The organism is Desulfoferrobacter suflitae, from assembly GCF_022603395.1.
GTDB classification, from domain to species: domain Bacteria; phylum Desulfobacterota; class Syntrophobacteria; order Syntrophobacterales; family Syntrophobacteraceae; genus Desulfoferrobacter; species Desulfoferrobacter suflitae.
In genome coordinates this window covers 100,173-126,653 of record NZ_JAIBKA010000007.1, presented here as the reverse complement: position 1 = coordinate 126,653, position 26,481 = coordinate 100,173, and the positions used below count along the sequence as shown (strand labels likewise).

28 protein-coding genes and 1 pseudogene are annotated in these 26,481 nt (G+C 54.9%); 25 read left to right on the top strand and 4 right to left on the bottom strand.

What is annotated here, in order from left to right; all coding sequences use genetic code 11:
• Positions 1–96 precede the first annotated feature (96 nt).
• Positions 97–798, top strand: a complete 702-nt coding sequence (locus K1V27_RS13655) for a phosphatase PAP2 family protein (protein WP_258930586.1) — start codon at positions 97–99, stop codon at positions 796–798.
• Here K1V27_RS13655 and lptG read toward each other — a convergent pair.
• The 3 genes from lptG to K1V27_RS13640 form a co-directional block, all read right to left on the bottom strand.
• Complete coding sequence (gene lptG, locus K1V27_RS13650) at positions 782–1,858, bottom strand: LPS export ABC transporter permease LptG (protein ID WP_258930585.1); 1,077 nt, start codon at positions 1,856–1,858, stop codon at positions 782–784. The genes K1V27_RS13655 and lptG overlap by 17 nt on opposite strands.
• Before the next feature lies 1 nt (position 1,859).
• Positions 1,860–3,053 (bottom strand): LptF/LptG family permease, encoded by a 1,194-nt coding sequence (locus K1V27_RS13645; RefSeq protein ID WP_258930584.1) that lies wholly within the window; start codon positions 3,051–3,053, stop codon positions 1,860–1,862.
• 216 nt (positions 3,054–3,269) lie between these two features.
• Positions 3,270–4,985, bottom strand: coding sequence for an ABC1 kinase family protein (locus K1V27_RS13640; RefSeq protein WP_258930583.1), 1,716 nt, complete (start codon positions 4,983–4,985; stop codon positions 3,270–3,272).
• A gap of 269 nt (positions 4,986–5,254) precedes the next feature.
• On the opposite strand from K1V27_RS13640, the gene K1V27_RS13635 reads away from it, so the two are divergent.
• The 14 genes from K1V27_RS13635 (at position 5,255) to K1V27_RS13570 (ending at position 19,061) form a co-directional block, all read left to right on the top strand.
• Entirely contained in the window at positions 5,255–6,262 is a 1,008-nt protein-coding gene (locus K1V27_RS13635; RefSeq protein WP_258930582.1) for a DMT family transporter, read from the top strand.
• Positions 6,234–7,040, top strand: coding sequence for an SAM hydrolase/SAM-dependent halogenase family protein (locus tag K1V27_RS13630; RefSeq protein WP_258930581.1), 807 nt, complete (start codon positions 6,234–6,236; stop codon positions 7,038–7,040). Before K1V27_RS13635 ends, K1V27_RS13630 begins: the two co-directional genes overlap by 29 nt.
• A gap of 120 nt (positions 7,041–7,160) precedes the next feature.
• On the top strand, positions 7,161–7,400 hold the full coding sequence (locus K1V27_RS13625) for a hypothetical protein (RefSeq protein ID WP_258930580.1): 240 nt from the start codon (positions 7,161–7,163) through the stop codon (positions 7,398–7,400).
• Positions 7,401–7,632: 232 nt separating this feature from the next.
• A complete protein-coding gene (locus tag K1V27_RS13620; protein WP_258930579.1) occupies positions 7,633–8,469 on the top strand; it encodes an undecaprenyl-diphosphate phosphatase in 837 nt (278 codons plus the stop codon).
• A 177-nt stretch (positions 8,470–8,646) separates the two neighbouring features.
• Positions 8,647–9,294, top strand: a complete 648-nt coding sequence (locus K1V27_RS13615; protein ID WP_258930578.1) for a YqaA family protein — start codon at positions 8,647–8,649, stop codon at positions 9,292–9,294.
• On the top strand, positions 9,287–10,897 hold the full coding sequence (locus K1V27_RS13610) for a peptide-binding protein (protein ID WP_258930577.1): 1,611 nt from the start codon (positions 9,287–9,289) through the stop codon (positions 10,895–10,897). Before K1V27_RS13615 ends, K1V27_RS13610 begins: the two co-directional genes overlap by 8 nt.
• 15 nt (positions 10,898–10,912) lie before the next feature.
• Entirely contained in the window at positions 10,913–11,911 is a 999-nt protein-coding gene (locus tag K1V27_RS13605) for an ABC transporter permease (RefSeq protein WP_258930576.1), read from the top strand.
• Between the two features lie 61 nt (positions 11,912–11,972).
• Positions 11,973–13,007, top strand: coding sequence for an ABC transporter permease (locus tag K1V27_RS13600; RefSeq protein ID WP_258930575.1), 1,035 nt, complete (start codon positions 11,973–11,975; stop codon positions 13,005–13,007).
• Positions 13,008–13,191: 184 nt separating this feature from the next.
• Positions 13,192–14,622 carry an exodeoxyribonuclease VII large subunit gene (gene xseA / locus K1V27_RS13595; protein WP_258930574.1) on the top strand — a complete coding sequence of 477 codons (1,431 nt, stop codon included), beginning with the start codon at positions 13,192–13,194 and terminating at the stop codon, positions 14,620–14,622.
• Complete coding sequence (locus tag K1V27_RS13590) at positions 14,603–14,857, top strand: exodeoxyribonuclease VII small subunit (RefSeq protein ID WP_258930573.1); 255 nt, start codon at positions 14,603–14,605, stop codon at positions 14,855–14,857. The genes xseA and K1V27_RS13590 overlap by 20 nt, the downstream gene beginning before the upstream one ends.
• A 111-nt stretch (positions 14,858–14,968) precedes the next feature.
• Positions 14,969–15,889 (top strand): polyprenyl synthetase family protein, encoded by a 921-nt coding sequence (locus K1V27_RS13585; protein WP_258930572.1) that lies wholly within the window; start codon positions 14,969–14,971, stop codon positions 15,887–15,889.
• A gap of 38 nt (positions 15,890–15,927) precedes the next feature.
• Positions 15,928–17,874 (top strand): 1-deoxy-D-xylulose-5-phosphate synthase, encoded by a 1,947-nt coding sequence (dxs, locus tag K1V27_RS13580; protein WP_258930570.1) that lies wholly within the window; start codon positions 15,928–15,930, stop codon positions 17,872–17,874.
• On the top strand, positions 17,831–18,571 hold the full coding sequence (locus K1V27_RS13575) for a TlyA family RNA methyltransferase (RefSeq protein WP_258930568.1): 741 nt from the start codon (positions 17,831–17,833) through the stop codon (positions 18,569–18,571). The genes dxs and K1V27_RS13575 overlap by 44 nt, the downstream gene beginning before the upstream one ends.
• A 19-nt stretch (positions 18,572–18,590) precedes the next feature.
• Complete coding sequence (locus tag K1V27_RS13570) at positions 18,591–19,061, top strand: 23S rRNA (pseudouridine(1915)-N(3))-methyltransferase RlmH (protein ID WP_258930566.1); 471 nt, start codon at positions 18,591–18,593, stop codon at positions 19,059–19,061.
• A 38-nt stretch (positions 19,062–19,099) separates the two neighbouring features.
• Here K1V27_RS13570 and K1V27_RS13565 read toward each other — a convergent pair whose 3' ends face one another.
• The gene (locus K1V27_RS13565; protein ID WP_258930565.1) at positions 19,100–19,318 is read right to left on the bottom strand and encodes a NifU family protein; all 219 of its coding nucleotides are present in this window, start codon (positions 19,316–19,318) and stop codon (positions 19,100–19,102) included.
• A 309-nt stretch (positions 19,319–19,627) separates the two neighbouring features.
• On the opposite strand from K1V27_RS13565, the gene K1V27_RS13560 reads away from it, so the two are divergent.
• The 10 genes and pseudogenes from K1V27_RS13560 to K1V27_RS13520 all read left to right on the top strand — a co-directional run bounded on the left by K1V27_RS13560 (position 19,628) and on the right by K1V27_RS13520 (position 26,361).
• Positions 19,628–20,332, top strand: a complete 705-nt coding sequence (locus tag K1V27_RS13560; protein ID WP_258930564.1) for a BrxE family protein — start codon at positions 19,628–19,630, stop codon at positions 20,330–20,332.
• Positions 20,329–20,907 carry a DUF1788 domain-containing protein gene (locus tag K1V27_RS13555; protein ID WP_258930563.1) on the top strand — a complete coding sequence of 193 codons (579 nt, stop codon included), beginning with the start codon at positions 20,329–20,331 and terminating at the stop codon, positions 20,905–20,907. Before K1V27_RS13560 ends, K1V27_RS13555 begins: the two co-directional genes overlap by 4 nt.
• A gap of 16 nt (positions 20,908–20,923) precedes the next feature.
• Positions 20,924–21,520, top strand: a complete 597-nt coding sequence (locus K1V27_RS13550) for a hypothetical protein (protein WP_258930562.1) — start codon at positions 20,924–20,926, stop codon at positions 21,518–21,520.
• Positions 21,521–22,065: 545 nt separating this feature from the next.
• Positions 22,066–22,278: a hypothetical protein gene (locus K1V27_RS13545; RefSeq protein WP_258930561.1), complete on the top strand. Its 213-nt coding sequence runs from the start codon at positions 22,066–22,068 to the stop codon at positions 22,276–22,278.
• Complete coding sequence (locus tag K1V27_RS13540; RefSeq protein ID WP_353740582.1) at positions 22,278–22,544, top strand: type II toxin-antitoxin system RelE/ParE family toxin; 267 nt, start codon at positions 22,278–22,280, stop codon at positions 22,542–22,544. Before K1V27_RS13545 ends, K1V27_RS13540 begins: the two co-directional genes overlap by 1 nt.
• 24 nt (positions 22,545–22,568) lie before the next feature.
• The gene (locus K1V27_RS13535) at positions 22,569–23,924 is read left to right on the top strand and encodes a PglZ domain-containing protein (protein WP_258930559.1); all 1,356 of its coding nucleotides are present in this window, start codon (positions 22,569–22,571) and stop codon (positions 23,922–23,924) included.
• Positions 23,925–23,927: 3 nt separating this feature from the next.
• A complete protein-coding gene (locus K1V27_RS13530) occupies positions 23,928–24,779 on the top strand; it encodes an anti-phage BREX system Lon protease BrxL (RefSeq protein ID WP_258930558.1) in 852 nt (283 codons plus the stop codon).
• Positions 24,780–24,970: 191 nt separating this feature from the next.
• A complete protein-coding gene (gene hpt / locus K1V27_RS13525) occupies positions 24,971–25,498 on the top strand; it encodes a hypoxanthine phosphoribosyltransferase (protein ID WP_258930557.1) in 528 nt (175 codons plus the stop codon).
• Positions 25,499–25,590: 92 nt separating this feature from the next.
• Positions 25,591–25,689 (top strand): annotated as a pseudogene (locus K1V27_RS22825) (zinc-ribbon domain-containing protein); the annotation flags it as partial.
• A 42-nt stretch (positions 25,690–25,731) separates the two neighbouring features.
• The gene (locus tag K1V27_RS13520; RefSeq protein WP_258930556.1) at positions 25,732–26,361 is read left to right on the top strand and encodes a DUF3426 domain-containing protein; all 630 of its coding nucleotides are present in this window, start codon (positions 25,732–25,734) and stop codon (positions 26,359–26,361) included.
• Positions 26,362–26,481: the final 120 nt, after the last annotated feature.

Sequence of the window (26,481 nt, the reverse complement as noted above, 5' to 3'; positions counted from 1 at the left end):
AGGCTCATCATTTGTACCGGTTGAGCATCAGCGACTGCCGGGATACGAACGAAAGTTCTTGTACAGGAATCAATGTCAAATTTCTCAAGGTGATTGATGCGCCATTTGATCAAGGATTTTCTCCTGCCATTGTTGATCTTATCCTGCTTGACACTGCTGTTTCGCCTGACCGACCTGGATTTGACCATCCTCGGTCTGTTCTACAGCGAATCCGATGGATGGATATACCGCAACGATAACCCCTGGGTGTTCCTTTACAACTACGGCGTCATCCCGGGCATTGTCCTGGCGGCGGGTGCTCTGATCGCCCTGCTCGCTTCCCTCCGCCTCGACACCTTGGCGCCTTTCAGAAAACAGATGCTCTTCATTTTGCTGGCCCTTGTGATCGGACCGGGCTTGCTGGTGAACTTCGGTCTCAAGGAAAACTGGGGCAGACCTCGACCACGGGAGATCATGTACTTCGGGGGCCACAAGGAATTCCACCAGGTATGGGAAAAAGGCCCGCCGAAAAATTATTCTTTTCCTTCCGGCCACGCCGCCATAGGCTTCTTTATGATCTGCCCGTATTTTATCCTGCGGGCCCGCCACAGGACGTGGGCTCGTGTCTTCCTGATCTGCGGCCTGGGTTTTGGCTTGACCATGGGTTTGACGCGAATGGTTCAGGGGCAGCACTTCCCCAGCGACGTCATCTGGTCGGGAGGGCTGGTCTATTTGTCGGCGGCGGGGTGCTTCTATCTCCTCGGCCTGCACCGCATAGAAAATCAGGGGCGCGGCCGGGATTCTACTGATCGTTTGTGACCCACAAAAAGCAGGTGAAAGCGGCGAACGCCACATTGACCATCCACACGCCGACGGCCGCAGGCAGAAGACCCGAGGTGGCCAGTGAACAACCCACCTGGGACAGGGTCAGGTAGGCGAATGCCAGCAGCAGCGCGACAATGGCACCGCTCGCTATGCCTCCGTGGAGTCCCTGGCGCAAAGCCATGTTGATGCCCAGAAGGGCCAGGACAAAAGTCATGACCGGGAAGGCTACGCGGCGATGCAGTTCCACTTCGTAGGGCGCCGCCACATAGCCTTCGCTGCGCAGTTTGCTGGTATAGTGGCGCAGGTTTTCCCAGCTGAGGTCCTCGGGGGCTGCTTCGATGCTTTTGAAATCTTCAGGAGTTTCGGGCAACTGCATGGGCTTTGCGGTAAACCATTGCTGCTGCGGCTCGGAACCGGTGAAATTGATGGTGACCCCGTCCTGCGCCACCCACTGGTCATTGATCCAGCGTATTTCCTTGGCATCGATGCGCTGCTTCAGGCGGAAATCCGCATCCACGTAAAATACCGTGACATTTTCCAGGGCATGCCTTCTCTGGTCATAGAGACGAATGTGGTAGATGGCGTCTTTTCCCCAGTACCAGACATTCTCCTGGGTCCACAGGATGGGTGTTTCGTGCCCGCGGATCTGATGATCCCAGACTCGTTGCGCAGCCTTGTCCAAGGGACGAGCCAGGGATTCCCCCAGCCAGAACTCGGCCACGGACAACAGCAGGGCCATGGCGACCATCGGTCCCACGTAGATGTAAGGACTTACCCCGGCCGCCCGCAGCGCGATCAGCTCACGGTTTCTTTTGAGAATGCCTAGCGTTATAACGACTGACAGGAGCACCACCAGGGGAATTCCCTGGGCGATGATGGCCGGCGAACGGTACAGAAAGTAGGCAAAAGCGGATGCCGCGGACGCGGACCCTCCCAGGATGTCGTCCATTTTCTCGAAGAAATCAATCACCAGGTAGAGTCCCACGAAGGCCGACAGCGCCAGCCCGAAGATCGGCAGGAAAAGCCTCAGGATGTAGCGTGTTATGATCTTCACACTACGCCTCGTGCTTTCGAGACAAGCGCACCGCTTTGCACCAACCGGCCGTGGCCTCGCGCAGACGGTCGTAGAGAACCGCTGTCTTGAAAGGAGAATCCTGGTGAGCTTTGTTCCAGAGCAGCAGGCCGGCGGCCAGCATCACCAAGTTGGGAGTCCATACCGCCACAAAACAGGGAATGATTCCATTCTTGCCCAGTCCGCTTCCGGCGGAAAGCAAAACATAGTAGGCCACGAAGAGGCCCAGAGCGATGGCGACCCCGGTCATCCTTCCGGCGCGCCTGAAGAAGGTTCCCAGAGGCGCTCCCAGCAATCCCAGAAACAGGCAGCCTACGGGCAAAGCAAAACGTTTGTGCAGCTCGAGCGCATACGAGTAGGAGCTCTCCAGGCCTCTTTCCCGGATGACGCCCTGCAGCTCGCTGACGGTCATCATTTCCCGCTTGGCCCTGGAGCCGGTGGCGGCTTTGGACACGATTTCGTCCAACGGCAGACTGAGCTCATATGTCTTGAAGAGGATGTTCTGACTGTCGTCCAGATCTTTCCCTACCCTGGTGATGCTGCCGTTGTGCATATTGAAGACGATCTGGGCGGGCTCGGGTTGATAGGAAATGCGCGCCCCTTGGGCCACAATGGCTGCGCTGATTTCACGCTTGCGCTGGTCCTGCACGAAGATCCCCTGGACCGACAAAGCGGAAGGATTCACTTCCTTGAAGAAGAAGACCACGTTCGGGATGAGATCGATGAACACCCCTTGCCGCAGCAGCACGGACAGGTTGGATCGCCCCAGCGACACCAGCTTGTTCTGCAGCGCCTTGTTGGCTCTCGGTACCGCATAAATGGAATTGACCAGGGAGAAAACGGTGGTCAGCAGCAGCACGGATAGAACCGCCGGCAGAAACTGGCGGAAACTCACGCCGGCGGCTTTGAGGGCAATGATTTCGTTGTCGCCGCTCAACCGGATGAATCCCAGCAAAACCCCCATGATGGCCGCCATGGGCAGGGCGTAAAGCACCAGTTGAGGCAAAGCCAGCAGGATGATTTCCAGCAGGCCGAAGGAGGAGACCGAGGTGGAAAAAAGGTAGCGGATCAGCTGGATGAGCTGGCCCGTCACAAGCACCAGGCTGAGCCCGAGCAGACACGTCAGAAGCGGTGCCAGCTGTTCCTTCACCAAATATGTGTATAAGGTCGGCTTCATGGTGGCTAAATGTAACGAAGGGCGGCGGCGAAGGTCAATGGTCAACCGCAAAACCGTCGACCGCCCCCCCCGTGCGCGACGCTGAAAGCGCCGATGCCGCGCCGCGCGTGACGCAACCCAAGCTACGCAACTGCTTCAGCAGTGAGTGCAGGGGAAAAGGAGTGATGAGTTAAAACTTGCTTGAGGCGGATCGGTCTGCATCATGCGGCTGTGCACTCAGAGCTTTCCCGAGCGCAGAATGGAGACGATAAGCCAGACGCCCAGAATGGTCGCAATGACATAACCGACAATGCCCAGCAGGGCGGTGATGGATATATTGTGGGTGCCTGCCAGGGGAATGGCGAATTCCAGGACCTTCTGCGAGGAGTTCAGGATCAGCGCCGCGGCAATGATGGATGCGGCAATGACCAGCCCGACGGTGAGCCGGTTGATCCCTTTCTCGAACCGGGCATCCAGGGACTCGAAACCGGTGTGGTGGAATTCGAGGCGCTGTTTGCCGGCGGCCGTCTGGCGCAAAATATCGTGCACATACCTGGGCGCGGTTTTCAGATAGCCGCCGATAATGCGGCTGTCTCTGCCGATGTTCTTATACAGCTTCCTGGCATCGTAGCCCTGCTGCAGCAGTTTTTTGGCATAGGGGCGAGTGACTTCCAAGATGCTGGCGTCGCTGCCCAGGATTTTTCCGAGCGCTTCCGTCTGGATGAAGGTCTTGAACAGCAGCAGCAGGTTGCGCGGCAGCCGAATCTGGTATTTCAGCACCAGTTGCATCACCTGATCGTAGACGTCCCTGACCGAGATATTTTGCAGCGATCGACCGTAGAACGACTCGCTGACGTCCTTCAAATCGATTCTGAAACTGTTGAGATCCATGGACTGCTCGTCGATGAGCCCGGCGTCCCACAAGGCTTCCATCACCATGTCGTAGTCGTGTTCGGCGTAGCCCAGGAAGAGGTTGGCGATCTGGCGCATCATTTCATCGTCGAGATAGCCCGTGATGCCGAAATCGACCAGGCTGACGCGGCCGTCGGGCAACACGATGGTATTGCCCGGGTGCGGGTCGGCATGAAAGAAACCGAATTCCATCAACTGGCGGGAAAAGGAGCGCAGGCCGATCATGGCGATTTCCTTGGGATCGATTCCGCGCGCCACGATGGCATCCACCTGGTCCATCTTAATGCCGTCGATTCGTTCCATGACGAGAATGGATTTGGTCGTATAATCCCAGTAGACCTTGGGGATGTAAATCTCCTCCACCTGAGCAAAATTGCGCGCGAATTTTTCGATGCTCCCTGCTTCGATGAACATATCCAGTTCTTTGAAGATGGTCTTTTCAAATTCCTTCACCAAGTTGGTCGCACCGATGATGCGACCGATCTCGAAGGACTTTTCGATCTTGTCCGCCAGGAGGTACATGAGGCGTATGTCTTGGCGGATTTTCCCGTCAATGCCGGGTCGTATGACCTTCACGGCAACCTTTTCCCCGCTGAACAGCCTGGCCAGATGCACCTGGGCGACGGATGCCGCGGCAATGGATTCTGTGCTGAACTCGGCGAAGATCTTGCCGATCGGTTTGCCCAGCTCCTGTTCGATGACCCCCTGGATCTCCCGGTACGGGATCGGGGGAACACTGTCCTGCAGCTTCTTGAGCTCTTCGATGTATTCCGGGGGGAAAATATCGGCGCGGGTGCTCATCAGCTGACCCAGCTTGATAAAGCTCGGCCCCAGTTCTTCCAGAACCAGGCGGATGCGACGCGGGGATGGAAACCCGGAGCGCAGCAGCAATTCCTTGCCCTGCGGTGCTTTCGGCCGTCCACCGGAACGGCCGAACAGCCGCTCGACCACGTCCCCGAACCCATGCTTGAGCAGCACCCGGGAGATGGCTCCAAACCTTCTCAGTCCGGCCACACTGTACTGGCTTCTGGAAAATCTCATTCGCTCACGCCCCTCGATCCCCGGTGAGTGTTCAAAGCTGCGACCATTTCCCGGCAAATTCGCGACGGCGCAAAGAGCGCCAAGGTTCGCAAAGGTTGTCTCCGGCGGGGAGGGATCTTTACGCGTCTTTGTGCCCTTTGCGTCTTTGCGGTGAACAATTTCAGCAAAATTACTCCCTTACCAATGAGTTGTAAAGGAGACTTTGGCGGGGAGCTTTTTATTTATCCGGTTTTTAGTTATGGTGACGGCCAAGGAGGAGGTATGCCCAAATGACGACGTTATCCGCTTCTCCCCGCTGGGGTTATTTTTGTGTGATTTTGGCCGCCGTGCTCTGGGCGGTATCCGGTTCGTCGGGGAAATTCCTGTTCCAGCAGGGTGTGACCCCCCTCGAGCTGGTGCAGTTGAGGGTGACGCTGGCCAGCGCCTGTCTTTTCCTGTGGCTCCTGGTGCGCCGCCGCCCGCTGCTTGCCATTGCGCCGCGAGACGCCGTCTATTTTATGGTGTTGGGCGTCTTGGGCATGGCCATGGTACAGTTCACCTACTTCTACGCCATCAGCAAAATCAAGGTGGCGGCGGCCATCCTGCTTCAGTACCTGGCGCCTGCCCTGATCGCGCTCTATTCGGTTGTGTTTGCGCGCGAAAAGCTCACCCGGCTCACCCTGGCCGCCATTGTTGGCGCCACCATGGGTTGTTACCTGGTTGTGGGCGCCTACAATCTCGATCTGTTTCAGCTCAACAAACTGGGTGTCCTGGGGGGTCTGTGTGCCGCCGTCGCCTTCGCCTTCTATTCGATCTACGGAGAGCGGGGCATGCGGCGCTACAATCCCTGGACGGTGCTGTTCTACGCTCTGCTCACATCGGCGGTCTTCTGGAATATGGGCCGGCTGCTGTGGAGCGGCGCGCCGGCACCGTTCGAATCTTTTGCCCGGGACTACAGCGGCATCGAATGGTTCTGGATCATCTACATCGTGGTGCTGGGGACGGTGGTGCCCTTTGGACTTTATTTCGAGGGGATCAGCCTGATTCGCTCGACGCGGGCCAGCATCACGGCGACCCTGGAACCCATCACGGCCGGTGTGGTGGCCTACCTGTTTCTGGGGGAGACGATGGAGCCGCTGCAGCTCCTGGGGGGCTTGCTGGTCATTGCTTCGGTCATTGTGCTGCAGCTGCGTCAGGAATTTGACGACAAGGCTCCCAGCATCATTCGCGCCCGTCATCAAATGGAACGATCTGCGGTTATGGGGCATCATGGGACCGATCATCACCCTGCTGACTGACTTTGGCATGGAAGACGGCTACGTGGCGAGCATGAAGGGGGTCATCCTGGGAATTTGCCCGGGAGCTTCCCTGGTGGACATTTCTCACGAAATTCCGCCGCAGGATGTGCGTGCGGGAGCCTACGTGCTCTCCACCGCCTACAGCCATTTTCCGGGCGGCACGGTGCACCTGGCGGTCGTCGATCCCGGGGTCGGTAGCGGGCGCCGCGCGTTGGCCGTGAAAGCCGCCGGCCAATATTTTGTGGGACCCGACAACGGTTTGTTTGCGCTTGTGTTGCGGGAATCTTCGGGGTGGAATGCTCGAAGCCTGGAAAATTCAGCCTATTGGCGACCTGAAGTCAGCACTACGTTCCACGGTCGCGACGTGTTCGCACCGGTAGCGGCTCACCTGGCGGCAGGGCTGGCCATGGAGGCGCTCGGGTCGCCTGCGGAGGTGTTGCTGCCGCCATGGAATGCCGTCAGCCGTAAAGGCAACCGGCTCGAGGGCGAAGTGCTGCACATCGATCGTTTCGGCAACATTATCAGCAACGTGAAAAAGGAACAGATGCAAGGCGTTGCTGCTGCCGATGAGCTGACCGTGATGCTCGGTGAGCATCGCATCGACCGGTTTGTCGACACCTACGCCCAGGTGGAACCGGGCCGGCTTTTGCTTCTCTTCGGCAGCAGCGGCTATCTCGAGGTGGCCATGAATCAGGGCAGCGCTGCTGCGGCTCTGGGTGTGCGCAGCGGGGATCGGCTCGAGTGCATTGTCCGAGAACGTCCCGGGGAAGGCGATTAGAATCGGCCGGGGACCACCGTGCAAATGTTTTATCGAAATGATTCTCGCGCTTTACTTTGAAAACAAGTGTGATTAGTGTACACTTACCATACAAAATATCGCTGCAAGGAGGAGTTCAAGATGAATTTTGCTGAAAATATAAAACCAAGGGCTGATTGGCTCAAAGGGCATGATCTGGCCAGCAGGACCATGGAAGGCCCCAATACCGGCGAAGAATCGCTGGTTCCCGCGGTCAATACGACTCTCAATTCCGAAAGTTCCGAGCGCGATGCGGCATCCGAGGAGCGCGATGCCAAACTGGAACTGTGGATGGAAGACATCAAGACGTTTATCCGCAACATCGATGTGAACAACCTGTAACCCTTTGATTGCGCATCTCGACATTGCAGGAAGCCGCTGACCCCTTTCTCGCGAGAGGGGTTTTTTTTATGGGGACTCGACGTCAGCGTGACGCTGTTTTAAGGGCTGCACATTGACCTTGTTGAACCCCGGGCTATGTGGTAGAAGCATCCACCGGTGACAGGGTGCGCGCTGTGCCGCCGTTTGAACATGGACTTTAATCCTGTACCGCGGGGACGCTCCAGGGGGTTGGATGAATCTTTCAACAGCTGTTATGCTGGGAGTTGTGCAGGGGATCACCGAGTTTTTGCCCATCAGCAGTTCGGGGCATCTGGTGATCGCCCAGCGTCTGCTGGGCTGGAAAGAGCCGGCCGTCTTTTTTGACGTCTGCCTCCACCTGGGGACATTTCTGGCGGTTTTGGCGGTGTTCCATAAAGATGTCCGGGATCTGGTTCAGGGCGGCATCCATTTGACGTTGCGGCGCCCCTTCATGAAGTCGAATCCCCGCCGCCTGAACATGCAGGAGCGAATATTCCTGCTGGTGTGTGTTGGAACGTTGCCGACGGTGTTCGTGGGTCTTTTTGCCCGGCATGCCCTGGAGAGTGCTTTCGCATCGGTCACCGCCGTATCGATCAACCTGTTGATTACCGGGACATTTCTGTGGCTCACGCGGTACGTCAAACCTCCGGTGCTAAAACCGCCGGGGCTCACCCGCGGCAAGCAGGCCCTGTGGATAGGGGTGTGTCAGTCGATGGCTCTGGCTCCCGGCATATCGAGATCCGGGGCGACCATTTCGGCGGGACTCTTTCTGGGTCTTGAACGCGACTGGGCAGGACGGTATTCTTTTCTGCTGTTTGTGCCGGCGGTCATTGGCGCTCTCATTCTGGAGGGGGCGCACATCAAGCTGGAAAATGTTGATGTGCTGCAAACCGTGGTAGGGATTTTGACGGCCGGCGTGTCCGGGTACATGGCTCTGCGGATACTGCTCAAAATCGTGCGCAAAGGGAATTTTTTTGTGTTCGCGCCGTACTGCTGGCTGGTGGGGGCGCTTGGCCTGGTTTGGGCGCTCTGGATGCCGGGAATGAATTAACCGACAATGAACGGCGATGGGTTTCGCTGCGCTCCACCCATCCTCCGGTTAATTCATCCCCGGCATTCGGTACCATGGGATGGGTGGAGTGAAACGGAACCCATCAAAATTCCAGATGAGGCCAATGAAATTTTTTATCAACCAACGGTATGAGACTGAATGGTGAGCAAATAACTGATGGAGAGCTTGCACGCACTGAGTGACTGGGTGATTTCCTGGGCTTACACCCCCTACGGGGCGTTGGCGTTGGGCTTTCTGGCTTTTGCCGAGTCTTCCTTTTTCCCGATTCCACCGGATGTTTTACTGATCGCTCTGTGCCTGATCAATCCCAAGGGATCGCTCGTTTACGCCGCCATCTGTTCGATCGGTTCGGTGCTGGGCGGCGGTTTCGGCTATGGCCTGGGGCGTTACGGGGGTCGACCCCTGCTGCGCAGAATGTTTTCTGACGCCAAAACGCAATTGGTCGAAAGTTACTACCAGCGCTATGACGTGTGGGCCGTGGGAATCGCTGCCTTCACGCCGATTCCCTACAAGGTCTTCACCATTGCGGCAGGGGTTTTCCTGCTCGATTTGAAGCGTTTCATGCTGGCATCGTGCATTGGCAGGAGCGGCCGCTTCTTCGCCGTGGCCCTGCTCTTTTTCTTTTTCGGGAAACCCATTGCGGCTTTTGTTCAATCGTACCTCAATATCCTGTCCGTCCTGTTTGTTGTGCTGCTTGTGGGCGGTTTCGCTCTCATCCACTACTGGTCGCGCAGGCAGATGATCAAGACGGCCGCCCCTGCATCCATGGATGGGGCGCAGCAAAAGGCCATCGAGGATGCATGATTCACTGAGGCCGCAGCGCATTTTGCCCTTGGCGGCGACTGCCTTGCTCATTCTGCTGCTCAGCTCCTGCAGTGACTCCAGGAATGCCACTGCTTTTAACAAGGATTGGCTGATTACCCATCTGAGTGCCGAACCGGCCACACTCAATCCCATAACCTCAACCGACGCCTATGCTTCCAACATAAACGACTACATTTACGAATCTCTGTTGAAACGCGACGAAAAGACCATGGAACTGGTCCCGGTATTGGCGGATTCATGGGACATTTCAGCGGATCACCTGACCTACACCTTTCACCTGAAAAAAGACATCCGTTGGCAGGACGGTCATCCGTTCACCGCCAATGACATCCTCTTTTCCTTCGAGCGCATACGCGACCCGAAAGTGGATTCGGCTCACCTGCGCAATTACTATCAGGACATTGATCGACTCGAGGTCATCGACGATCACACGGTGCGTTATCATTACCGCATTCCGTACTTTCGCGCCCTCGAATTCTGCGGCGGCATCCCGATCGTTGCGGCGCATCTTTTTTCCGAAACGGAAGATTTCAACCAAAGCCCCATCGGGCGAAGCCCTCTTGGGACGGGTCCCTTTCGGTTTCTCAAGTGGGATACGGGCAAGGAAATCGTTTTGGTGAGAAACGAACAGTATTGGGGTGAAAAACCGAAACTCGAGCGGGTGGTGTTCAAGGTGATCACCGATTCCACCGTGGCGTTGCAGGTCCTGAAAAAAGGCGGCCTGGACCTGATGAGCCTGCGCCCCATCCAGTGGGTCAAGCAGACCGGCAGCGAGCGCTTTCACAAAAACTTTCGGAAAATCAAATACTATCTTCCGACCTACAGTTATGTTGGGTGGAATTTGCGCCGGCCTATGTTCAGTGATCGCAGAGTGCGGCAGGCCATGACCATGCTCGTCAACCGGGAAAGTATTCTGAAAGAACTGCTGTTCGGCCTCGGCACGATCGTCACGGGAAACTTTTACATCAACAGCCCTGCTTACAATCGTTACATTCAGCCCTATCCCTACGATCCCGAAGGTGCCGTCGCCCTGTTGAAAGCTGCGGGTTGGGAAGACCACGACGGCGATGGAGTCCTTGACAAGGATGGCGCTCCTTTTTCGTTCGAGTTTCTGATTTCCGCCGGTTCCAAGTTTGCCGAGCAGCTGGCCACCATAATGCAGGAGAACCTGAAGCAGGTGGGTATTCAAATGGGTATTCGAAAGCTCGAGTGGGCGGTCTTCATTCAGAACATTCAGCAGCACCAGTTCGATGCGTGCACGCTTGCCTGGAGCCTTTCCTGGGAATCGGACCCGTTTCAATTGTGGCATTCTTCCCAGGCGGAAAAGGGATCCAATTTTGTCGGGTTCAAGAACGCCGAGGCGGATGCCATCATTGAAACCGCCCGCAAGGAATTTGATGCGGCAAAGCGCAATGTGCTGTTCCACCGATTCCACGAAATCATTCACGAGGAACAACCCTACACCTTCCTGTTCACCACTGAAGCGCTGGTGGCGGTGGCTCGGCGATTTCAGAATGTTCAGGTTTATCCCATGGGATTGGCGCCGCGGGAGTGGTGGGCGACCGAACAACAATCGGAATGAAGGAGATGAACGCAGATGGCAAATTACATCATCAAGCGGCTCCTGCAAGTCATACCCACCCTGCTTGGGATCACCCTGATCACTTTCCTGATCATTCAACTGGCGCCGGGTAACCCGGCCACCCTCAAATTGCAGATGGCCGGCCAGGGAGAGATGGGGGAAAGCGCCATAGCCCAGCAGATCATCCAGCAGACCAAGGAGCTCTACGGGCTCGATAAGCCGCTGATAGTGCAATACCTGCTGTGGGTCAAAAGAGTCTTCACCCTGGACTTCGGCAATTCTTTCAAGGACCATCGACCGGTCCTGGCGAAGATTGCCGAGCGGCTCCCCATAACCATCCAGTTGAATGTCATATCGATAGTCCTGGTCTACCTGATTGCCATCCCGTTCGGCGTCTATTCAGCTACCCATGCGGATACCTTCAGCGACAGGGCGCTCACCTTGTTTTTTTTCTTCCTCTATTCGCTCCCCAGCTTCTGGGTGGCGGTGTTGCTCATAATGTTTTTCGGCGGGGGCGACTTCCTGGATGTTTTCCCGGTCTACGGGATTTCTTCCATTGGAGCCGATTCCTGGCCGTTTTTCCGCTGGTTGACCGATCGCCTCTGGCATCTCATTTTGCCGGTCACCTGCCTGACCTACGGGGGATTGGCCTACCTCTCGCGGCTCACGCGGGCAGAGATGCTGGAGGTGATTCGTGAGGATTACATCCGAACGGCCCGCGCCAAAGGACTGAGCGAGCGGGTTGTGATATTCAAACACGCCCTGCGCAATGCGCTGCTCCCAATCATCACCCTGCTTGCCTTTCTGCTGCCGGCCATGTTCGGCGGCAGCGTCATCATCGAGAGCATATTTTCCATACCCGGCATGGGGCAACTCGGGTTTGAATCCGTTCTGAGCAGAGACTATCCGGTGATCATGGCGATCACCACCATTTCTGCGCTGCTCACCCTGGTGGGGCTGTTGATTTCCGACATCCTTTACGCGACCCTGGACCCGAGAATCAAACTGGAGTAATGTTGGGTCAATTTCAATGGAGTTCATCGTATTTTTGCCTTGATCGCCGTCGGCGGAGTTTATGAGACAGCAGCGAGAAACCCCGCATACTTATTGGCGGATGGTTTGGAAACACTTTCGACAAAAGCATCTTGCCGTTGCAGGATTGGCCGTCACGCTATTTTTCTTCGCTGTCGCTATTTTCGCTCCCCTGCTTGCCAATGACCGGCCGATCCTGGTGCGCCATTCCGGGCAGTGGTACTGGCCCATATTTTCCGGCCTGGAAAGAGTGGGGCCGTATCATTGGAAGGAGCTCAAAAGAGACAACCTTCCCCGCATCTATCAGGGTGATCTGGGGGCTCCCGGGGATTTTGCCGTATGGCCGTTGGTGCCTTATTCGGCCACGGAATACGATCTGCTGGCCAGTCTTGAGCCGCCCACCGTCCAGCATTGGTTTGGAACCGACGATCGCGGCCGTGATGTGCTCAGCCGAATGATTTATGGGGCGCGCATTTCGCTCTCCGTAGGATTTGTCGCTGTCGGCATCGCGGTTTCCATAGGTATTCTGCTGGGAGCACTGGCCGGTTATTTTGGGGGGTGGGCGGACCAACTGGTCAGCCGGTTGATAGAAATTCTGCTCACCATTCCCACTTTTTTCATGATCATCGCCATCATAGCTTTTCTTCCACCCAGTATCTACAACATCATGGTGGTGATCGGCCTGACTGGCTGGACCGGCGTGGCGCGCTTTGTCAGGGCCGAATTCTTCAAATTGAAACAGCTGGATTTTGTGCTCGCGTCGCGCGCGCTGGGAGCGTCGAGCGCGCGGCTGATATTTGTCCACATGCTGCCCAATGCAATGGCGCCTGTGCTTGTTTCCGCCGTGTTTGGCATAGCGGGAGCCATACTGACGGAATCCAGCTTGAGTTTTCTGGGATTTGGTGTGCCCCCGCCGACCCCGAGCTGGGGCGATATCTTGTCACAAAGTCGGGACTATATTGAATTTGCCTGGTGGCTGACGATTTTTCCAGGCGTGGCTATTTTTACCAGTATTACAGCGTATAATCTGGTCGGTGAGGGACTGCGGGACGCTATGGATCCCAAGCTGTTCCGATGAACGGCGCTCGATTTAGTTCACTGCCGCAAACCCAAGTGGCCGAATTCCTTTGGGTTTCGTCACTCGGTACGGATAGCGAAACCCAAAACGGGCTGCGCAGGCCAGCGTACTCGTTGGGTTTCGCTGCGCTCCACCCAGTCTGCACCGTGTGGAAATGCTGTGGGATGGGCAAGTACGGGATGGTATGAAAGAATCTCGAGGGAAAAGCACGCTCTATTCGATCCTGGAGGAAACGCGCGTTTTCACCGTGAGCGATTTGAATGCTCAGATCAAAGCGCTGCTTGAATCACATTATCGCTACATCTGGGTACGGGGCGAGATATCCAACCTGAGAATGCCCGCCTCCGGCCATTACTATTTCACCCTGAAGGACGAAGGGAGCCAGCTGCGAGCGGTTTTGTTCCGCGCCCAGCAGCGCAATCTGAGATTTGCTCCGGAAGACGGTCTGGAAGTTCTCTGCCAGGGGCGCATCAGTGTCTATGAGCCGCGCGGCGAGTATCAGCTGATTGTTGAGATCATGGAGCCCAAGGGCCTGGGTGCGCTGCAGCTGGCCTTCGAGCAGTTGAAAAAAAAGCTCCAGGCGGAAGGGCTTTTCGATTCCGCCGTGAAGACTCCCATGCCTCGCTGCCCGCAACGAATTGCCGTGATCACATCGGCTACGGGGGCTGCAATTCAAGATATCTTCAAGGTGTTAAGGCGGAGTCCCTACCCCCTCGAGATTTCCCTGCTGCCGGTCCGGGTGCAGGGGCAGGGAGCGGCGGCAGAAATTGCTGCGGCGCTCGATGCGGTCGGTCATTTGCAGGAGCGCTTTGCATGGGACTTGATCATTGTCGGCCGGGGTGGCGGAAGCATCGAAGACCTGTGGCCGTTCAATGAAGAGATCGTGGCCCGGGCCGTGTTCGCCTGCCCGATTCCGGTGATTTCCGCCGTCGGGCATGAAATCGATTTGACCATCAGTGATCTGGTGGCCGATTTCCGAGCCCCCACGCCTACCGCAGCGGCAGAGTGGGTGGTTGCTCAACTGGACAATTTCCAGCGCGAGGTGCTCAGGCATCTGGAGCAGCTGCAACAGAGGATTTCCTGGAAAATTGAGGCCTACAAACAAAGGGTGGATTCCTGTGCACAACGACTGGCTGATCCAAGAAAGCGGCTGGATGATCTGCACCTTTATGTGGACGATCGTCTCGATCGGCTGCAACTCTCTTTTGGGCGAAAATTTGAAAAGTACAGGATGCGCCATAAACACCTGGCAGAGAAGCTCATCATTTATGACCCTGCGAAGGGCATTCGACAGCTGAGGTCAACATTGGAGCAGTGTTTTCATGCCATCAAATTGCATCAGCGCAACATTCTTGATAAGAATCGCTTTGCACTGCAGAAGTCATCGCTGCAGCTCGAATCCTTGAGCCCTCTTGCCGTCCTGGCCAGGGGCTATTCGATCACCTATCGGCTGCCGGGCAATCAAGTATTGCGTGAGGCCGGGGCGATAGAGAGCGGCGAGCGGATTCGGGTGCAGCTTTACCAGGGAACGCTGGAAGGCATCGTGGAAAAAGTCGAGCCGGAGACGGGACCTCACCGGCAAGAAGGGATACAGCATGGCCAAGAAGAAAAGTGAACAATTCGAGGACGCTCTCAGTCATCTCGAAAAGATCGTCGAAAAGCTGGAACGGGGGGATCTCACCCTGGAGCAGTCCCTGGAAGCGTTCACCGAAGGAATTCGACTCGTACAACTTTGTCACAAGAAGCTGGAAGAAGCAGAGAACAAAGTCCAAACCCTGCTGAAAAACCAGCAGGGCGAGTGGAGCGCGGTGGCTTTTGAACCGGGGGCGACGGACGCAACCAAGGAATGACATCAGCCCGGCATTCTCGGACAGTCTCCCGGACATTTAGGTCGTGCACGCACCAGAAGCTAAAAAATAATAGCAACCTCACCGTGTGCATGTTAAATAGGCGCATTGTGGATGATTGACGACGAGATAGACATGAAAGAATTTGATTTGAAGGCCTTTTTGGCTGCCCGCAAGGAACACATTGACCAGGCTCTGGAAGAATATCTGCCGGCGCCGGTAGGCCTGGAAAAGAGTGTTATAGAGGCGGCCCGTTACAGTCTCTTTGCAGGCGGCAAGAGGTTGCGGCCGATTTTGTGCATTCAGGCGGCGGAAGTTGTCGGAGGGACGGCGGACATGGTCATGCCGGTGGCGTGTGCCATGGAAATGATTCACACCTATTCGCTGATTCATGACGACCTGCCGGCCATGGACAATGATGATTTCCGGCGGGGACAGCCGACCAACCATAAAGTCTTCGGCGAAGCCATCGCAATCCTGGCGGGGGACGCCCTGCTGACGGAAGCGTTCGGACTCATTGCAGCAACTCAGAAGGATGAGCGGGTGCCCCCGCAAAAAATTCTCCAGGCCATCGGCATAGTCACCAAAGCTTCGGGCTACCGGGGTATGATCGGGGGCCAGGTGATCGATCTGGAATGCGAAACGCGTGAAGTGGATCTGGCTACCGTCGAATATATGCACATTCACAAGACCGGTGCGATCTTGTCCGCCTGCCTGGAGCTGGGGGCCCTTTTGGGGGGGGGCAGTACAGCAGAAGTTGCCGCGCTGGTAAAGTACGGTCAGCATTTTGGGCTGGCCTTCCAAATCACCGATGATCTGCTCGATGTTGAGGGAGATGCAGCCCTCATGGGCAAGCAACCCGGTTCGGATTTGGCGAAGAACAAAAAAACCTACCCTGCTCTCCTGGGGCTGGCGAAGTCGCGAGAGTCGGCCAAAGCCCATGTTGAAGCCGCTCTTACAGCGGTTTCAGCTTTTGAAGAAGGGGCCGAGCCATTGCGGGCCATCGCCCGCTATTTACTCGTTCGCAAAGCATAGGGAGCCGAAGTTACTGCATCATTCAGGAGGGAACGACATTGAAAGAAAAAGAGGGTCAAACATTGCTTTCCACCATTGACAGTCCTGCACAGCTGAAAGAGCTTTCACTGGCCGAGCTGTCGCAGCTGGCCCAGGAAATTCGCGACCTGATCATTTGTACCGTCGCGCAAAACGGGGGACACCTTGCGCCCAACCTGGGCGTCGTTGAATTGACTCTGGCGCTGCATCACGTGTTCGATACGCCGCAGGATCGAATCATCTGGGATGTGGGGCATCAGGCCTATGCGCACAAAATACTCACCGGCCGCCGCGAACAATTCGCAACCATAAGGCAGTTTGAGGGATTGAGCGGTTTCCCCAAGAGGTCCGAAAGCAAGTATGACGCGTTTGGTGCCGGGCATGCGAGCACCTCGATTTCGGCAGCTCTCGGCATGGCCGTGGCCAATTCTTACAAGGCCACCCCGCATAAGGTCATTGCCGTAATTGGCGACGGCAGCATGACAGGAGGGATGGCCTTTGAGGCACTCAATCATGCGGGTGACCTGGACAAGAATCTTATCGTCATTTTGAACGACAATGAAATGTCCATTTCCCCAAACGTCGGGGCGCTCTCCTCCTTTCTCAGCCGCAAGCTTTCGCACAAAACCATTCTCTATCTCAAACGCGAGATGGAGAACATACTGAAATCCATACCCGGTGTCGGCCCCAACATCCTGCAGATCATCAAGCGCAGCGAAAGCTCGTTCTTTTCCTTCTTCACTCCGGGGATGCTGTTTCACGCCCTGAAATTTCATTACATCGGGCCCATCAAGGGGCATCGAATGGACCGTCTTGTAGAAACCCTTCAAGCCACCAAACACATTGAAGGACCGGTCCTGGTCCATGTGATGACCCAAAAGGGCCGCGGCTATGAGCCTGCAGAATGCGATCCGACCGGCTTTCACGGAGTTGGCTCGTTCGACATTGAAACGGGGGAAAGCTGCAAGATCCCTTCCGGCGGGCCTTGTCCGCCATCTTATACGAAGGTTTTCGGGGAAACCATGGTGCGCCTTGCAGAGCAGGATCCCAGGGTGATCGCCATTACAGCCGCAATGCCGCAGGGTACCGGCCTGGATCTGTTTGCCGAACAATTTCCCGAACGTTTTTTCGATGTGGGCATAGCCGAACAGCATGCCGTCACTTTTGCGGCGGGCCTGGCCGCCGAGGGCTATAAGCCGGTGGTGGCCGTCTATTCCACGTTCCTGCAAAGGTCCTATGATCAGATCATTCATGACGTCTGCCTGCAAAACCTGCCGGTTATTTTTGCCATGGACCGGGGAGGCCTTGTGGGGGATGACGGCCCCACGCACCATGGCGTATTCGATCTCTCTTTTCTGCGCAGCATCCCCAATATGGTGCTGATGGCCCCGAGGGACGAGAAGGAATTGCAGAACATGCTGAAAACCGCTGTAAACCATTCCGGTCCTATTGCTCTGCGTTACCCTCGCGGCAACGGCACAGGGGTGGCCCTGGATGACGAACTGCAAAGCCTGCCCATCGGCAAGGGAGAGATTGTGCGCGCGGGAGACGATGTGCTTTTGATAGCCGTGGGTTCCTCGGTGCAGGCTGCGCTGGAGGCCGCCGACCGCCTGGAGTCCAAGGGCATCGACGCGGCCGTCTTGAACGCCCGCTTCGTAAAACCTTTGGATCAGGAACTGATATTGAGTTGGGCCAAGAAGGTCGGACGCATCATCACCATTGAAGAAAATGTCCTCCAGGGCGGTTTTGGCAGTGCAGTGCTGGAAATGTTCCAGGAGGCCTCCTATTTTCCCCGTGCCTTTGTGCGCAAGGGGTTGCCCGACGCCTTTGTTCAGCATGGCAGTCAAAGCCGGCTGCGCAACCTGCACGGCATCGATGCAGAGGGCATCGAGCAGGCGGCGGAAGAGCTGGTGAAAAGACACCATGGCCAAGTCCTCCGTGCGATTGGACAAACTGCTCGTCGATAGAGGCTTGGTGCCCAGCCGGGAACGGGCCCAGGGGCTCATCCTTGCAGCCAAGGTGCTGGTTGACGGGCACAAATTGACCAAAGCCGGTCAAAGGGTCCCGCCGGATTGCACCATCGAATTGCTGGAGGGAAATCTTCCCTTCGTCAGTAGAGGCGGGCTTAAGCTCAAGCATGCTGTGGAATTTTTTCAGCTGAACCTGGGCGGCACAACAGCCCTGGACGTGGGTGCCTCGACCGGCGGGTTCACCGACTGCCTGCTGCAGCTCGGCGTCCAAAGAGTATATGCGGTGGACGTGGGGTACGGTCAGCTGGCCTGGAAGCTGCGGCAGGACCCGCGGGTGATCGTCCTGGAGCGGCAGAACATCCGTTCCATGGCGAGGAATCTTGTTCCCGAACCGGTGCAAACGGTCGTTATCGACGTGTCGTTCATTTCCCTGAAAATCGTCATTCCAGCGGCGCTGCCCTTTTTGGACACTGCGGCTGCCCTGGTCGCGCTGATAAAGCCTCAGTTTGAAGTGGGCAAGGGGCGGGTGGGGAAGGGTGGTGTTGTCCGTGACCCACAGCTCCATCACGATGTCTGCCGGACCATCGAAGAGTTTGTTGCGGCCCAGGGACTGAAGGTAATCGGCCTGACCGAATCACCCATTCTTGGGCCCAAAGGGAATCGAGAGTTCTTGATAGCGGCACTCAAGAGTTGATGGCCTTACCGTTTGAATCATGCGGATTCACCTGGTTTTTGTAGGAAAAACGAATTTTCCGGAAATTGATGCGGGAATTAAACGCTACCTGGAGCGGTTGCGCCGCTATGCACCGACCCAAATCCACGTGGTCAGGGCTGAAAGAATCACCAGGAAGGCGTCGGAAAATAAGGTAAGGGAGCTCGAAGGGGAGCGCATTGTAAAACTCATTGGCGCGACCGGGCACCTCACTGTCTGGGACCAGCGGGGCAAGCAGTTCGATTCCGTCGGCCTGGCCCGCTTTCTTGACCGGATCAGAGCTCAGGGGGTGGCGGACCTGTGGATGGTGGTGGGTGGACCACTGGGGGTCGCACCCGCTCTACTGGAGCGGGCGAACTCGATACTTTCTCTTTCCAATTTGACCCTGCCGCACGATCTGGCACGACTCGTTATCGTGGAGCAGCTTTACCGGGGCTTTTGTATCCTGGAGGGAACACCGTATCACAAGTAAACCGGCTCACCATAAGGTTTGGTGAAGAAATCTGCCGGCTAGACCGCGACCACTTCCGACACTTCCGGCACTTCCTGCTTGACGATGCGCTCGATCCCGGCCTTGAGAGTCATCTGACTCATGGGGCAGCCATGACAGGCTCCTGTCAACCGGACTTTCACTACCGAGCCCTCTACATCCACCAGTTCCACACTGCCACCATCCCGCTGCAGCATCGGCCTGATCTTTTCCAACGCCTTTTCGACTTTCTCACGCATTTGCACGCTCCTTCTATTTTTGAATTTTGAGCTTTATAACGACTTCTCGCTGTTTAATCAACGCAAACCTGTGCTTCCCCATGGAACCAGTTCCGATGCCGGTCGACAAGTTAGTGCGTTGTGTGCCGTATCATTTCATGATAAACATAATCATCTCGTAACAGATTGGAATGATTTCCCAAATATGTACAGTGGAAGCCCGGTGTTGTTTATTGAGCAGGTTTTCCTTCGCCATTGTTGGGCCGGGAGGCCCGCGACGCCGCAGATTTTTCCTGCTCTTCAGGTGACCCCATAAAGGAATGACAGCAGTTGGAATCTTATGTTGGAATTGACTTTACCAGGCTTTTCAAGCTTCACTTAACCGTCGCCCGCTATGGTGAAATGGATGTCGCCAAGTGGTGGAATACCCGCGGCATTCTAGGGCGATACGGCACCATCGCCATAAGCCGGGGTTTTCCCAGAACGCATCGATTTGCCCGCGCTCGTATTGCTTTTGCTGTAGCCCGGAGCCGGTGTGAGGAAGTCTTCAACCCACCCGGATGCATGACCCTGTGGAGCCTCCCTGCGCCGGTAGAAGATCAGTTTGAGTCACAGTGGCAAGATTGGCTCGATGATATTTTTCCATACCTCGGATCGCTCGCTGCAAAAGGACTGACATCAACTGAAACCTGGTCAAAACTCACACTCAAGCGCGTCGCAGCCGGATTGCTCCGTATGGCCGTCGATTTTGGCTTGATGGTAGGGACAAAAGTACGAGAGTTCTCATCCCATCACCTTCCCGAAGAGAGTTTCCTGTACCTCGTTCATGCCATAGCAGAGAGCAGGCCGAATGCCGGCAGCATCATAAACAACCCGGACTGGCGTATGTATCTTCAAACCCCGGAAGATGTCGAACGAGAGCTCTTGCACCTCCACCGGTATCGCAAGCTTCACTATGAGGTTGCCGGGAGTTTGGCCCAGCTGGATTTGCCATACAGTTCTTCAATGGAATATGCAAGAGAGGCACTTAGATGAGCGACTGGAAAGAAAGACTCACCAAGACGCTGGAACCGGCGCTTAGTCAGGCCGACCCCCGGCCGGTTATCAGCGCTTACCACGACATGCCCTACGCCATTTTTCGGTATCCGCCTGAAGACGAATTTGCAGTGCGGGCAGAAGTTTCACTTCTAAAAACCCGGTTGGAGCAGAAAGGCAAAAGGGTCATCTGCGTTTCTCTGGCCGAATGCATGGAGGCTGCGCTGGAGTCTGAAGGCATGGACATTGATTCGCTCATCGAGGCGGAGAAAACTGTTGGACTCGAAGCCGCTATCGAAACAATTCACAATGTACTGACAGAATATCAACCATTGGACGATTTGGTCGTTTCAAGAATACCCGCAGATTGCGACCCTTATCGAGATATTGTCTTTATTCTCCGCGCAGGAGCTCTTTTCCCTATGTATCGTACGTCATCCCTGCTGGAGCAACTCAAGGGAAAAGTCCAGGTTCCGGCCATTCTCTTTTACCCCGGTCAGCTGGATGGTGCGGCCGGACTGCGTTTCATGGGAGTGTTGGACGCGGAGCACAACTACCGCCCAAGGATATTTTAGAAGAGAGAAAACGGCTATGGCTGCAGCTTTGATCAAAGACCTGTTTTTCGGTGGCATCCATCGCAGAATCGAAGAAGTGATAAAGGTGGATCAGGCGGATGAGCAAATCATCCAGGAAGAAATTTCCGAATACGTCGTAACCGATGCCATTCGAAACCATTACGTGGACGTACTCGAAAAATATTGGGAGACTCCCAAAAAGCCACACGAAGGAATAGCAGTGTGGATTTCCGGGTTTTTCGGATCAGGAAAATCAAGTTTTGCCAAAATACTTGGTTTGGTGCTGGAAAACCGGAAAGTCCTTGGAAAAGATGCCGCAGATCTTTTCGCACGGCGGATCGGTGACAATAAAGCCAAAGTCTTGCTCGCCAGCATCACCGAACAGATACCGACCGATGCACTGATCTTCGATGTCTCGACCGACCGCGGCATACGCTCCGGGAACCAGAGCATCACCGAAATCATCTATCGATTGTTTCTTCAGCGACTCGGTTACGCCCGTGACCTTGATTTGGCCGAACTGGAAATTTCCCTCGAAACCGAGGACCGACTAGGAGGCTGTCCGAGAACTGTCATTTCGAGCGATAGCGAGAAATCTTGTGCCTGCAAGTAACTGATGTCAAAGATTTCTCTCTCCGCTTTGCTCCGTTCGAAATGACAAACGAAGCATTCTCGGACAGCCTCCTAGACCAATTCAAGAGAACTTACTCGGAGATTTTCGAGAAAGATTGGAATATCGAAAAAGGCAAAATCGCTTTCGCCATTTCACAGGCCAGTCGAGTGATGCACCAACACCATCCCGACCTTTACCCGGCATCGGATTCCTGGGTCAAAGCAGCCCTCGACAGCTTGCTTTCGGCTGCACCCAATGGCGCCTCCACTGGGACCCGTTCAAGAGGGAGGCGAACGACCAGAAAATGGCAACATCTCCAATGAACAATATGGCCGTGAGAATGGGTTGATGGCGGTCCAGTTTAATTTCTCTGGTGCTAAAAGATGTAAAGGGGATAGATCGAAACCTGGCTTTGGTAAGGATATTGATAGTGCAGCTTGATGGGTTGCGGGCTATGCACTCCACCCCTCCTGCCAAAAAGTTTACATTTCCATTGACCGTTTGGAAAAATAGAAAATCCGGTCGGTCACAGAGGAGTTGCAGCAGTGAGTCAGAATTTCGCAGCAATAGTTGAGGACGTAAAAAACCTTTCCGCGGAAGAAAAAGAAGAGCTCAAGTTCTTGCTGGAGCAATACATCCTTGAAGAGAGACGCAATCAGATTCACATGAACTATCAGGAAAGCTTGACAGAAATGCAGGAAGGCAAGATCAAATTCCGTGCCACAGTGAATGAGCTCCAGAGGACGCTGGAAGAATGATTGAAGTTGCGTTCAGTGCTTCGTTTAAGAGGGCTTTCAGCAAAAGAATCAAGGGGCAATTGCCTCTCGAAAAGCTGTTCTGGGAAAGGGTGGAAACTTTCGTTGAAGATCCGTTTGACAAACGACTCAGAACCCATAAGCTCTCAGGCAAGCTAAAGGACCTTTGGAGTTTCAGTATCACCTACGATTCGAGGGTCATATTCTATTTTGCCGATCAAACAAGAGCCATCTTCGTGGACATCGGCAGCCATGACGAAGTTTATTGATTAACGCTTTGGGTGTCATTGAAAATGAATGAACTTCACGACTACATCTGCAAGCACCTGCTCGAACTTCTCAAAAGGCGCTGCGTCATTGTTTTCTATGACCCTCGACACGAGTTTACTCCCTTCATTGATGAATTGCCTGTTCTGGACAATCAGAGCGGCACAGTGACGCCGGTTCATGTCCATGATACCCAGGTCCATCTGGCGCGATTTAGCGGATCTTTTTTCGGGCTGCGCGCCGCCGTTGAACCGCTGGTTCACTCCGATCAACCTGAGCTCCTGCTCATTTATCTTCCTGGTGTCGTGCGAGACCACAGAGGTTCTCTTCTCATGGAGCTGGAAAAAGGCGGAGGCACCTATGAGCCGCAGCTGAAGCGGCTGGCAAGAAATGTCTTGCGACAGAAATACACGGAAGGAACCATTGACCAGATGCTCGCCCCGGAAAGCATCACCTACGCAGATATCGTCGCCTTCCTGCGGCAAACAGAGGATGAAGCATCCTATTCGATGCTGAAGCTCATATTTCCCGGACTTTCCGACGGGGTTAGCCTGCTCGTCAAATGGCTGACCGATGCCTCCCTCATTCTTGTGCGGTCTCAGGAAATCGACGCACTTGGCGAGAGCGGAGATGATTGGCTCGCTCGTCAACTGATGGACACTATTGTCGGAAATCTTGCTCGCGCTGTGCATAAACTTGCGGGATGCGGCATAGAAAGATTTGTCATCGTCTCTGACCATGGCTACCAGTTTTCCATGAGAAAAGAAGAGGACATGCGCATGGACAGCCCCGGAGGAGACACCGTTGAAATTCATCGGCGTTGCTGGGCGGGTCGGGGAGGAGCCACACCTCCTGGCGCAGTGCGTATTTCCGGAGCAGAATTGGGCTATGATACCGACCTTGATTTCATCTTCCCGACCGGACTTGCCGTTTTCAAGACTCAAGGCGGCTTGAGTTACCACCACGGTGGTATAAGCCTGCAAGAAATGGTCATCCCTGTCATAAGCTTGCGCATGGCGATTGCGGCTCCGGAGAAGACCGCCGCCGCACAGGTAAAAATATTTGGTTATCCAAAAACTATCACCAATCGAACCTTCGGAATACAGCTTGCCTGCGACCCCCATATGTTTCAAAAGGACTCGGTGACTCTGCGGGTGGTACTTGTTTCCAAGGGAGAACAGGTTGGCGAAACGGGCATGACAGTCGGCGGGGCCTTTGACCGGAAAACCGGGTGTGTCACGATTAAACCCGGAGAAAAAGTCAGTGTCGGCATAATGCTCACCAAAGACGACTGTGAGATGGTTCGGGTTGTGGTGCAAGTTCCGGCAACGGATGCGGTGCTTGCCCAGTCTGAGGAACTGCCGGTGAAATTGGGAATATAGCAGATGAATGAGGAACACCATCCTTCAAGAGACGCCCTCGACGATAAGGTCAACCGGGTCTTCGCCGGCAAAGTCGTACGCAAGGACCTGGTTCGCAAGGTGAAGGTGGGTGCCAATGTGCCCGTTTTCGTTTTGGAATATCTGCTCGGCAAGTATTGCGCTTCATCCGACGAACTGGCCATCCAGATGGGGCTGCAGGTGGTGAACGACATTTTGGCTGAAAACTACATTGGGCCGGATGAAGCGACCAGAGTTCAAAGCCGCGTCAAAGAGCAGGGCGGGCGTGACCTGATATCTGCCGATCCACTTCCGCCGGGTACTGTTTACACGGAATCCGTCAGTGGCGATGGAACTGTTGGTCTGTATCGGGTTGAAGTGAGTACATCGACTGGAACGAGCAAGCTCAAACTGACCGGTGGTGTGAAGGGAATGCTCAAAGAATCCATCCAGAGTGCTTTCAGTTATCTCTTGTCGAATAAAGGAATGCTCGGCGTTGCCAGAGAAGTCGACACTTCGGATTTTTATGTCGAGTCTATTGACCTACTCGGAAACGGCGTGGAAGCAGAAGTCGGCGTGGCCTTTCTGGTGGCCTGCTTTTCAATCCTGCGCAAAAGTTCTCCCCAACCCGCTCTTCTCATTTTGGGCGACACGAGCATCCAAGGCAATATCAAACCCGTCAGATCGCTCGTAGAGCCCTTGCAGGTCGGCATGGACAGCGGAGCAAAAAGAGCGCTCATTCCTATTGAAAACAAGCGCAACTTCTTTGACGTCAGCGCCGACGTTCTGGAAAATGTCGATCCAATCTTTTATGGCGATTTAAAAACCGCTGCATTCAAGGCGCTTGGGCTTAATTGACGGGCATTTATAGACCGGCTGGTGCGCGTTTACGGCGCGTTGCTCAAAGACTGTGCAGCTAAAATAGAATATTAATATTTTTAGGCAGTTAAACAGAATCTTGATTGACCTTTCGGATAATTTTCGCTAAGGTGGCAGCATCTCGAAGACTGCAAATGACATATGCGGACGTAAGGTCCTGGAGGAGCAGCATGCACGACTACCGGTTGACCCAGCTCATTTCGCCCGATGAACTGCGACGTCATCTGGACGAAATGGCAGAGCGTATCAACAAGGACTATGAAGGCAAGTCCCTTGTTCTCATCGGCATCCTGAAAGGTTCTTTCATATTTCTGGCTGACCTGGCCCGGCGCCTGACGGTCCCGGTCGAGATCGATTTTGTGCGGCTGGCCAGCTACGGAACGAAAACGGAAACAAGCGGACAGATTGAGATCACCAAGGACATCGAGCTCGCCGTCGAGGGACGTGATGTCCTGCTGGTGGAAGACATCATCGACACGGGCACGACGGTGGCCTGGTATCTGGAAAAGATGCAGGGGCGTTCGCCCGCATCCATCAAAATATGCGCGCTCATTGACAAGTATGAACGCCGCAGCAAGGAGGTGCCGATCGATTATGTCTGTATTCCACTGGAAAAAGGTTTCGTGGTGGGATATGGCCTGGATTTTTCGGAAAGGCACCGGAATCTTCCGGGGATTTACGAAGTTCAATTCACCTAGCTTTTCTTTTGCCAGCGAGTTGCATAACATGTCCGGCGTCGACCGGTATGATGTTTTATTTTGCGAGACTTTAGCAACCACAAGGAATTTTCATGATTGTCACCTGCGAATCGTGCAAGACTAAATTTCGCCTGGATCCTGCCCGGTTAAAAAAGGACCACACCAAGGTCCGGTGTTCGCGCTGTGGACATACTTTTTCTGTTTCCAGACCTCAGGAAGAATTACTGCCACAGATGGAACTCCCTGAAGACGATTTGAATTTTGAAGAGGATTTCTCCCAGGTTCCACCCATGCCCGGGCCGGCAGCCCTTTATCTGGCCAATAAACGCAGCAGACAGAAGCGGCTCATCGGTCTGCTGGGGATACTGCTCATCGTCGGGGTAGGAATAGCTTTGCTCGCTGTCTACAAGGATTCCCTTTTTTCGTCAAAGCCGGGCACGGGAAGCCAGACGGCGACATCTGTCGAGGAAACACCGACTGTCACCATCATGGACACCACTCAGGCGTATTTCCTCGAAAGTGCCAATGCAGGGCAGATTTTTGTCATCGAGGGAGAGGTGGCCAATGAATCGACAAGGCCGGTGAGCTTCATTTTACTGGAAGGGAAGCTGTACAATACCGACAATCAGGTGGCCCAGAGCCAACGATGCTTTTGTGGCAATCCCATCCTCAAAGAGGAGTTGACAAAACTTTCCATAACCGAAATCCAGGACAAGATGATGAATCGCGAAGGGAGAGACCTGTCCAATGTACACATCCTGCCCGGAAACCGAGTGCCGTTCATGCTGGTTTTTCATAACTTGCCGGAGCTTGATGCCCTCAGTGACTACAGCATCGAAGTGATCAGCGCAAAGCTTGACTAAGACCGATCGAGGGCATTTCTGTTCACACGCAACTCCGTCGCCACTCCAGAATCTCGTGATGTTAAGCCAACCTATTGAACTGACAAAAGGAATTGACAAGGTCGAGGGGTGGATGTTAAG

Bases quoted from the DNA above. Each gene is read 5' to 3' on its own strand.
- K1V27_RS13610 (WP_258930577.1), top strand. From the start codon at position 9,287: ATGCATGATTCACTGAGGCCGCAGCGCATTTTGCCCTTGGCGGCGACT.
- K1V27_RS13605 (WP_258930576.1), top strand. From the start codon at position 10,913: ATGGCAAATTACATCATCAAGCGGCTCCTGCAAGTCATACCCACCCTG.
- K1V27_RS13655 (WP_258930586.1), top strand. From the start codon at position 97: ATGCGCCATTTGATCAAGGATTTTCTCCTGCCATTGTTGATCTTATCC.
- K1V27_RS13620 (WP_258930579.1), top strand. From the start codon at position 7,633: ATGAATCTTTCAACAGCTGTTATGCTGGGAGTTGTGCAGGGGATCACC.
- K1V27_RS13585 (WP_258930572.1), top strand. From the start codon at position 14,969: ATGATTGACGACGAGATAGACATGAAAGAATTTGATTTGAAGGCCTTT.
- K1V27_RS13550 (WP_258930562.1), top strand. From the start codon at position 20,924: ATGGCTGCAGCTTTGATCAAAGACCTGTTTTTCGGTGGCATCCATCGC.
- K1V27_RS13615 (WP_258930578.1), top strand. From the start codon at position 8,647: ATGGAGAGCTTGCACGCACTGAGTGACTGGGTGATTTCCTGGGCTTAC.
- K1V27_RS13630 (WP_258930581.1), top strand. From the start codon at position 6,234: ATGGGACCGATCATCACCCTGCTGACTGACTTTGGCATGGAAGACGGC.
- K1V27_RS13635 (WP_258930582.1), top strand. From the start codon at position 5,255: ATGACGACGTTATCCGCTTCTCCCCGCTGGGGTTATTTTTGTGTGATT.
- K1V27_RS13535 (WP_258930559.1), top strand. From the start codon at position 22,569: ATGAATGAACTTCACGACTACATCTGCAAGCACCTGCTCGAACTTCTC.
- K1V27_RS13590 (WP_258930573.1), top strand. From the start codon at position 14,603: ATGGCCAAGAAGAAAAGTGAACAATTCGAGGACGCTCTCAGTCATCTC.
- hpt (WP_258930557.1), top strand. From the start codon at position 24,971: ATGCACGACTACCGGTTGACCCAGCTCATTTCGCCCGATGAACTGCGA.
- K1V27_RS13570 (WP_258930566.1), top strand. From the start codon at position 18,591: ATGCGGATTCACCTGGTTTTTGTAGGAAAAACGAATTTTCCGGAAATT.
- K1V27_RS13520 (WP_258930556.1), top strand. From the start codon at position 25,732: ATGGAACTCCCTGAAGACGATTTGAATTTTGAAGAGGATTTCTCCCAG.
- K1V27_RS13640 (WP_258930583.1), bottom strand. From the start codon at position 4,985: ATGAGATTTTCCAGAAGCCAGTACAGTGTGGCCGGACTGAGAAGGTTT.
- K1V27_RS13645 (WP_258930584.1), bottom strand. From the start codon at position 3,053: ATGAAGCCGACCTTATACACATATTTGGTGAAGGAACAGCTGGCACCG.
- K1V27_RS13565 (WP_258930565.1), bottom strand. From the start codon at position 19,318: ATGCGTGAGAAAGTCGAAAAGGCGTTGGAAAAGATCAGGCCGATGCTG.
- K1V27_RS13600 (WP_258930575.1), top strand. From the start codon at position 11,973: ATGAGACAGCAGCGAGAAACCCCGCATACTTATTGGCGGATGGTTTGG.
- K1V27_RS13575 (WP_258930568.1), top strand. From the start codon at position 17,831: ATGGCCAAGTCCTCCGTGCGATTGGACAAACTGCTCGTCGATAGAGGC.
- K1V27_RS13530 (WP_258930558.1), top strand. From the start codon at position 23,928: ATGAATGAGGAACACCATCCTTCAAGAGACGCCCTCGACGATAAGGTC.
- xseA (WP_258930574.1), top strand. From the start codon at position 13,192: ATGAAAGAATCTCGAGGGAAAAGCACGCTCTATTCGATCCTGGAGGAA.
- K1V27_RS13625 (WP_258930580.1), top strand. From the start codon at position 7,161: ATGAATTTTGCTGAAAATATAAAACCAAGGGCTGATTGGCTCAAAGGG.
- K1V27_RS13555 (WP_258930563.1), top strand. From the start codon at position 20,329: ATGAGCGACTGGAAAGAAAGACTCACCAAGACGCTGGAACCGGCGCTT.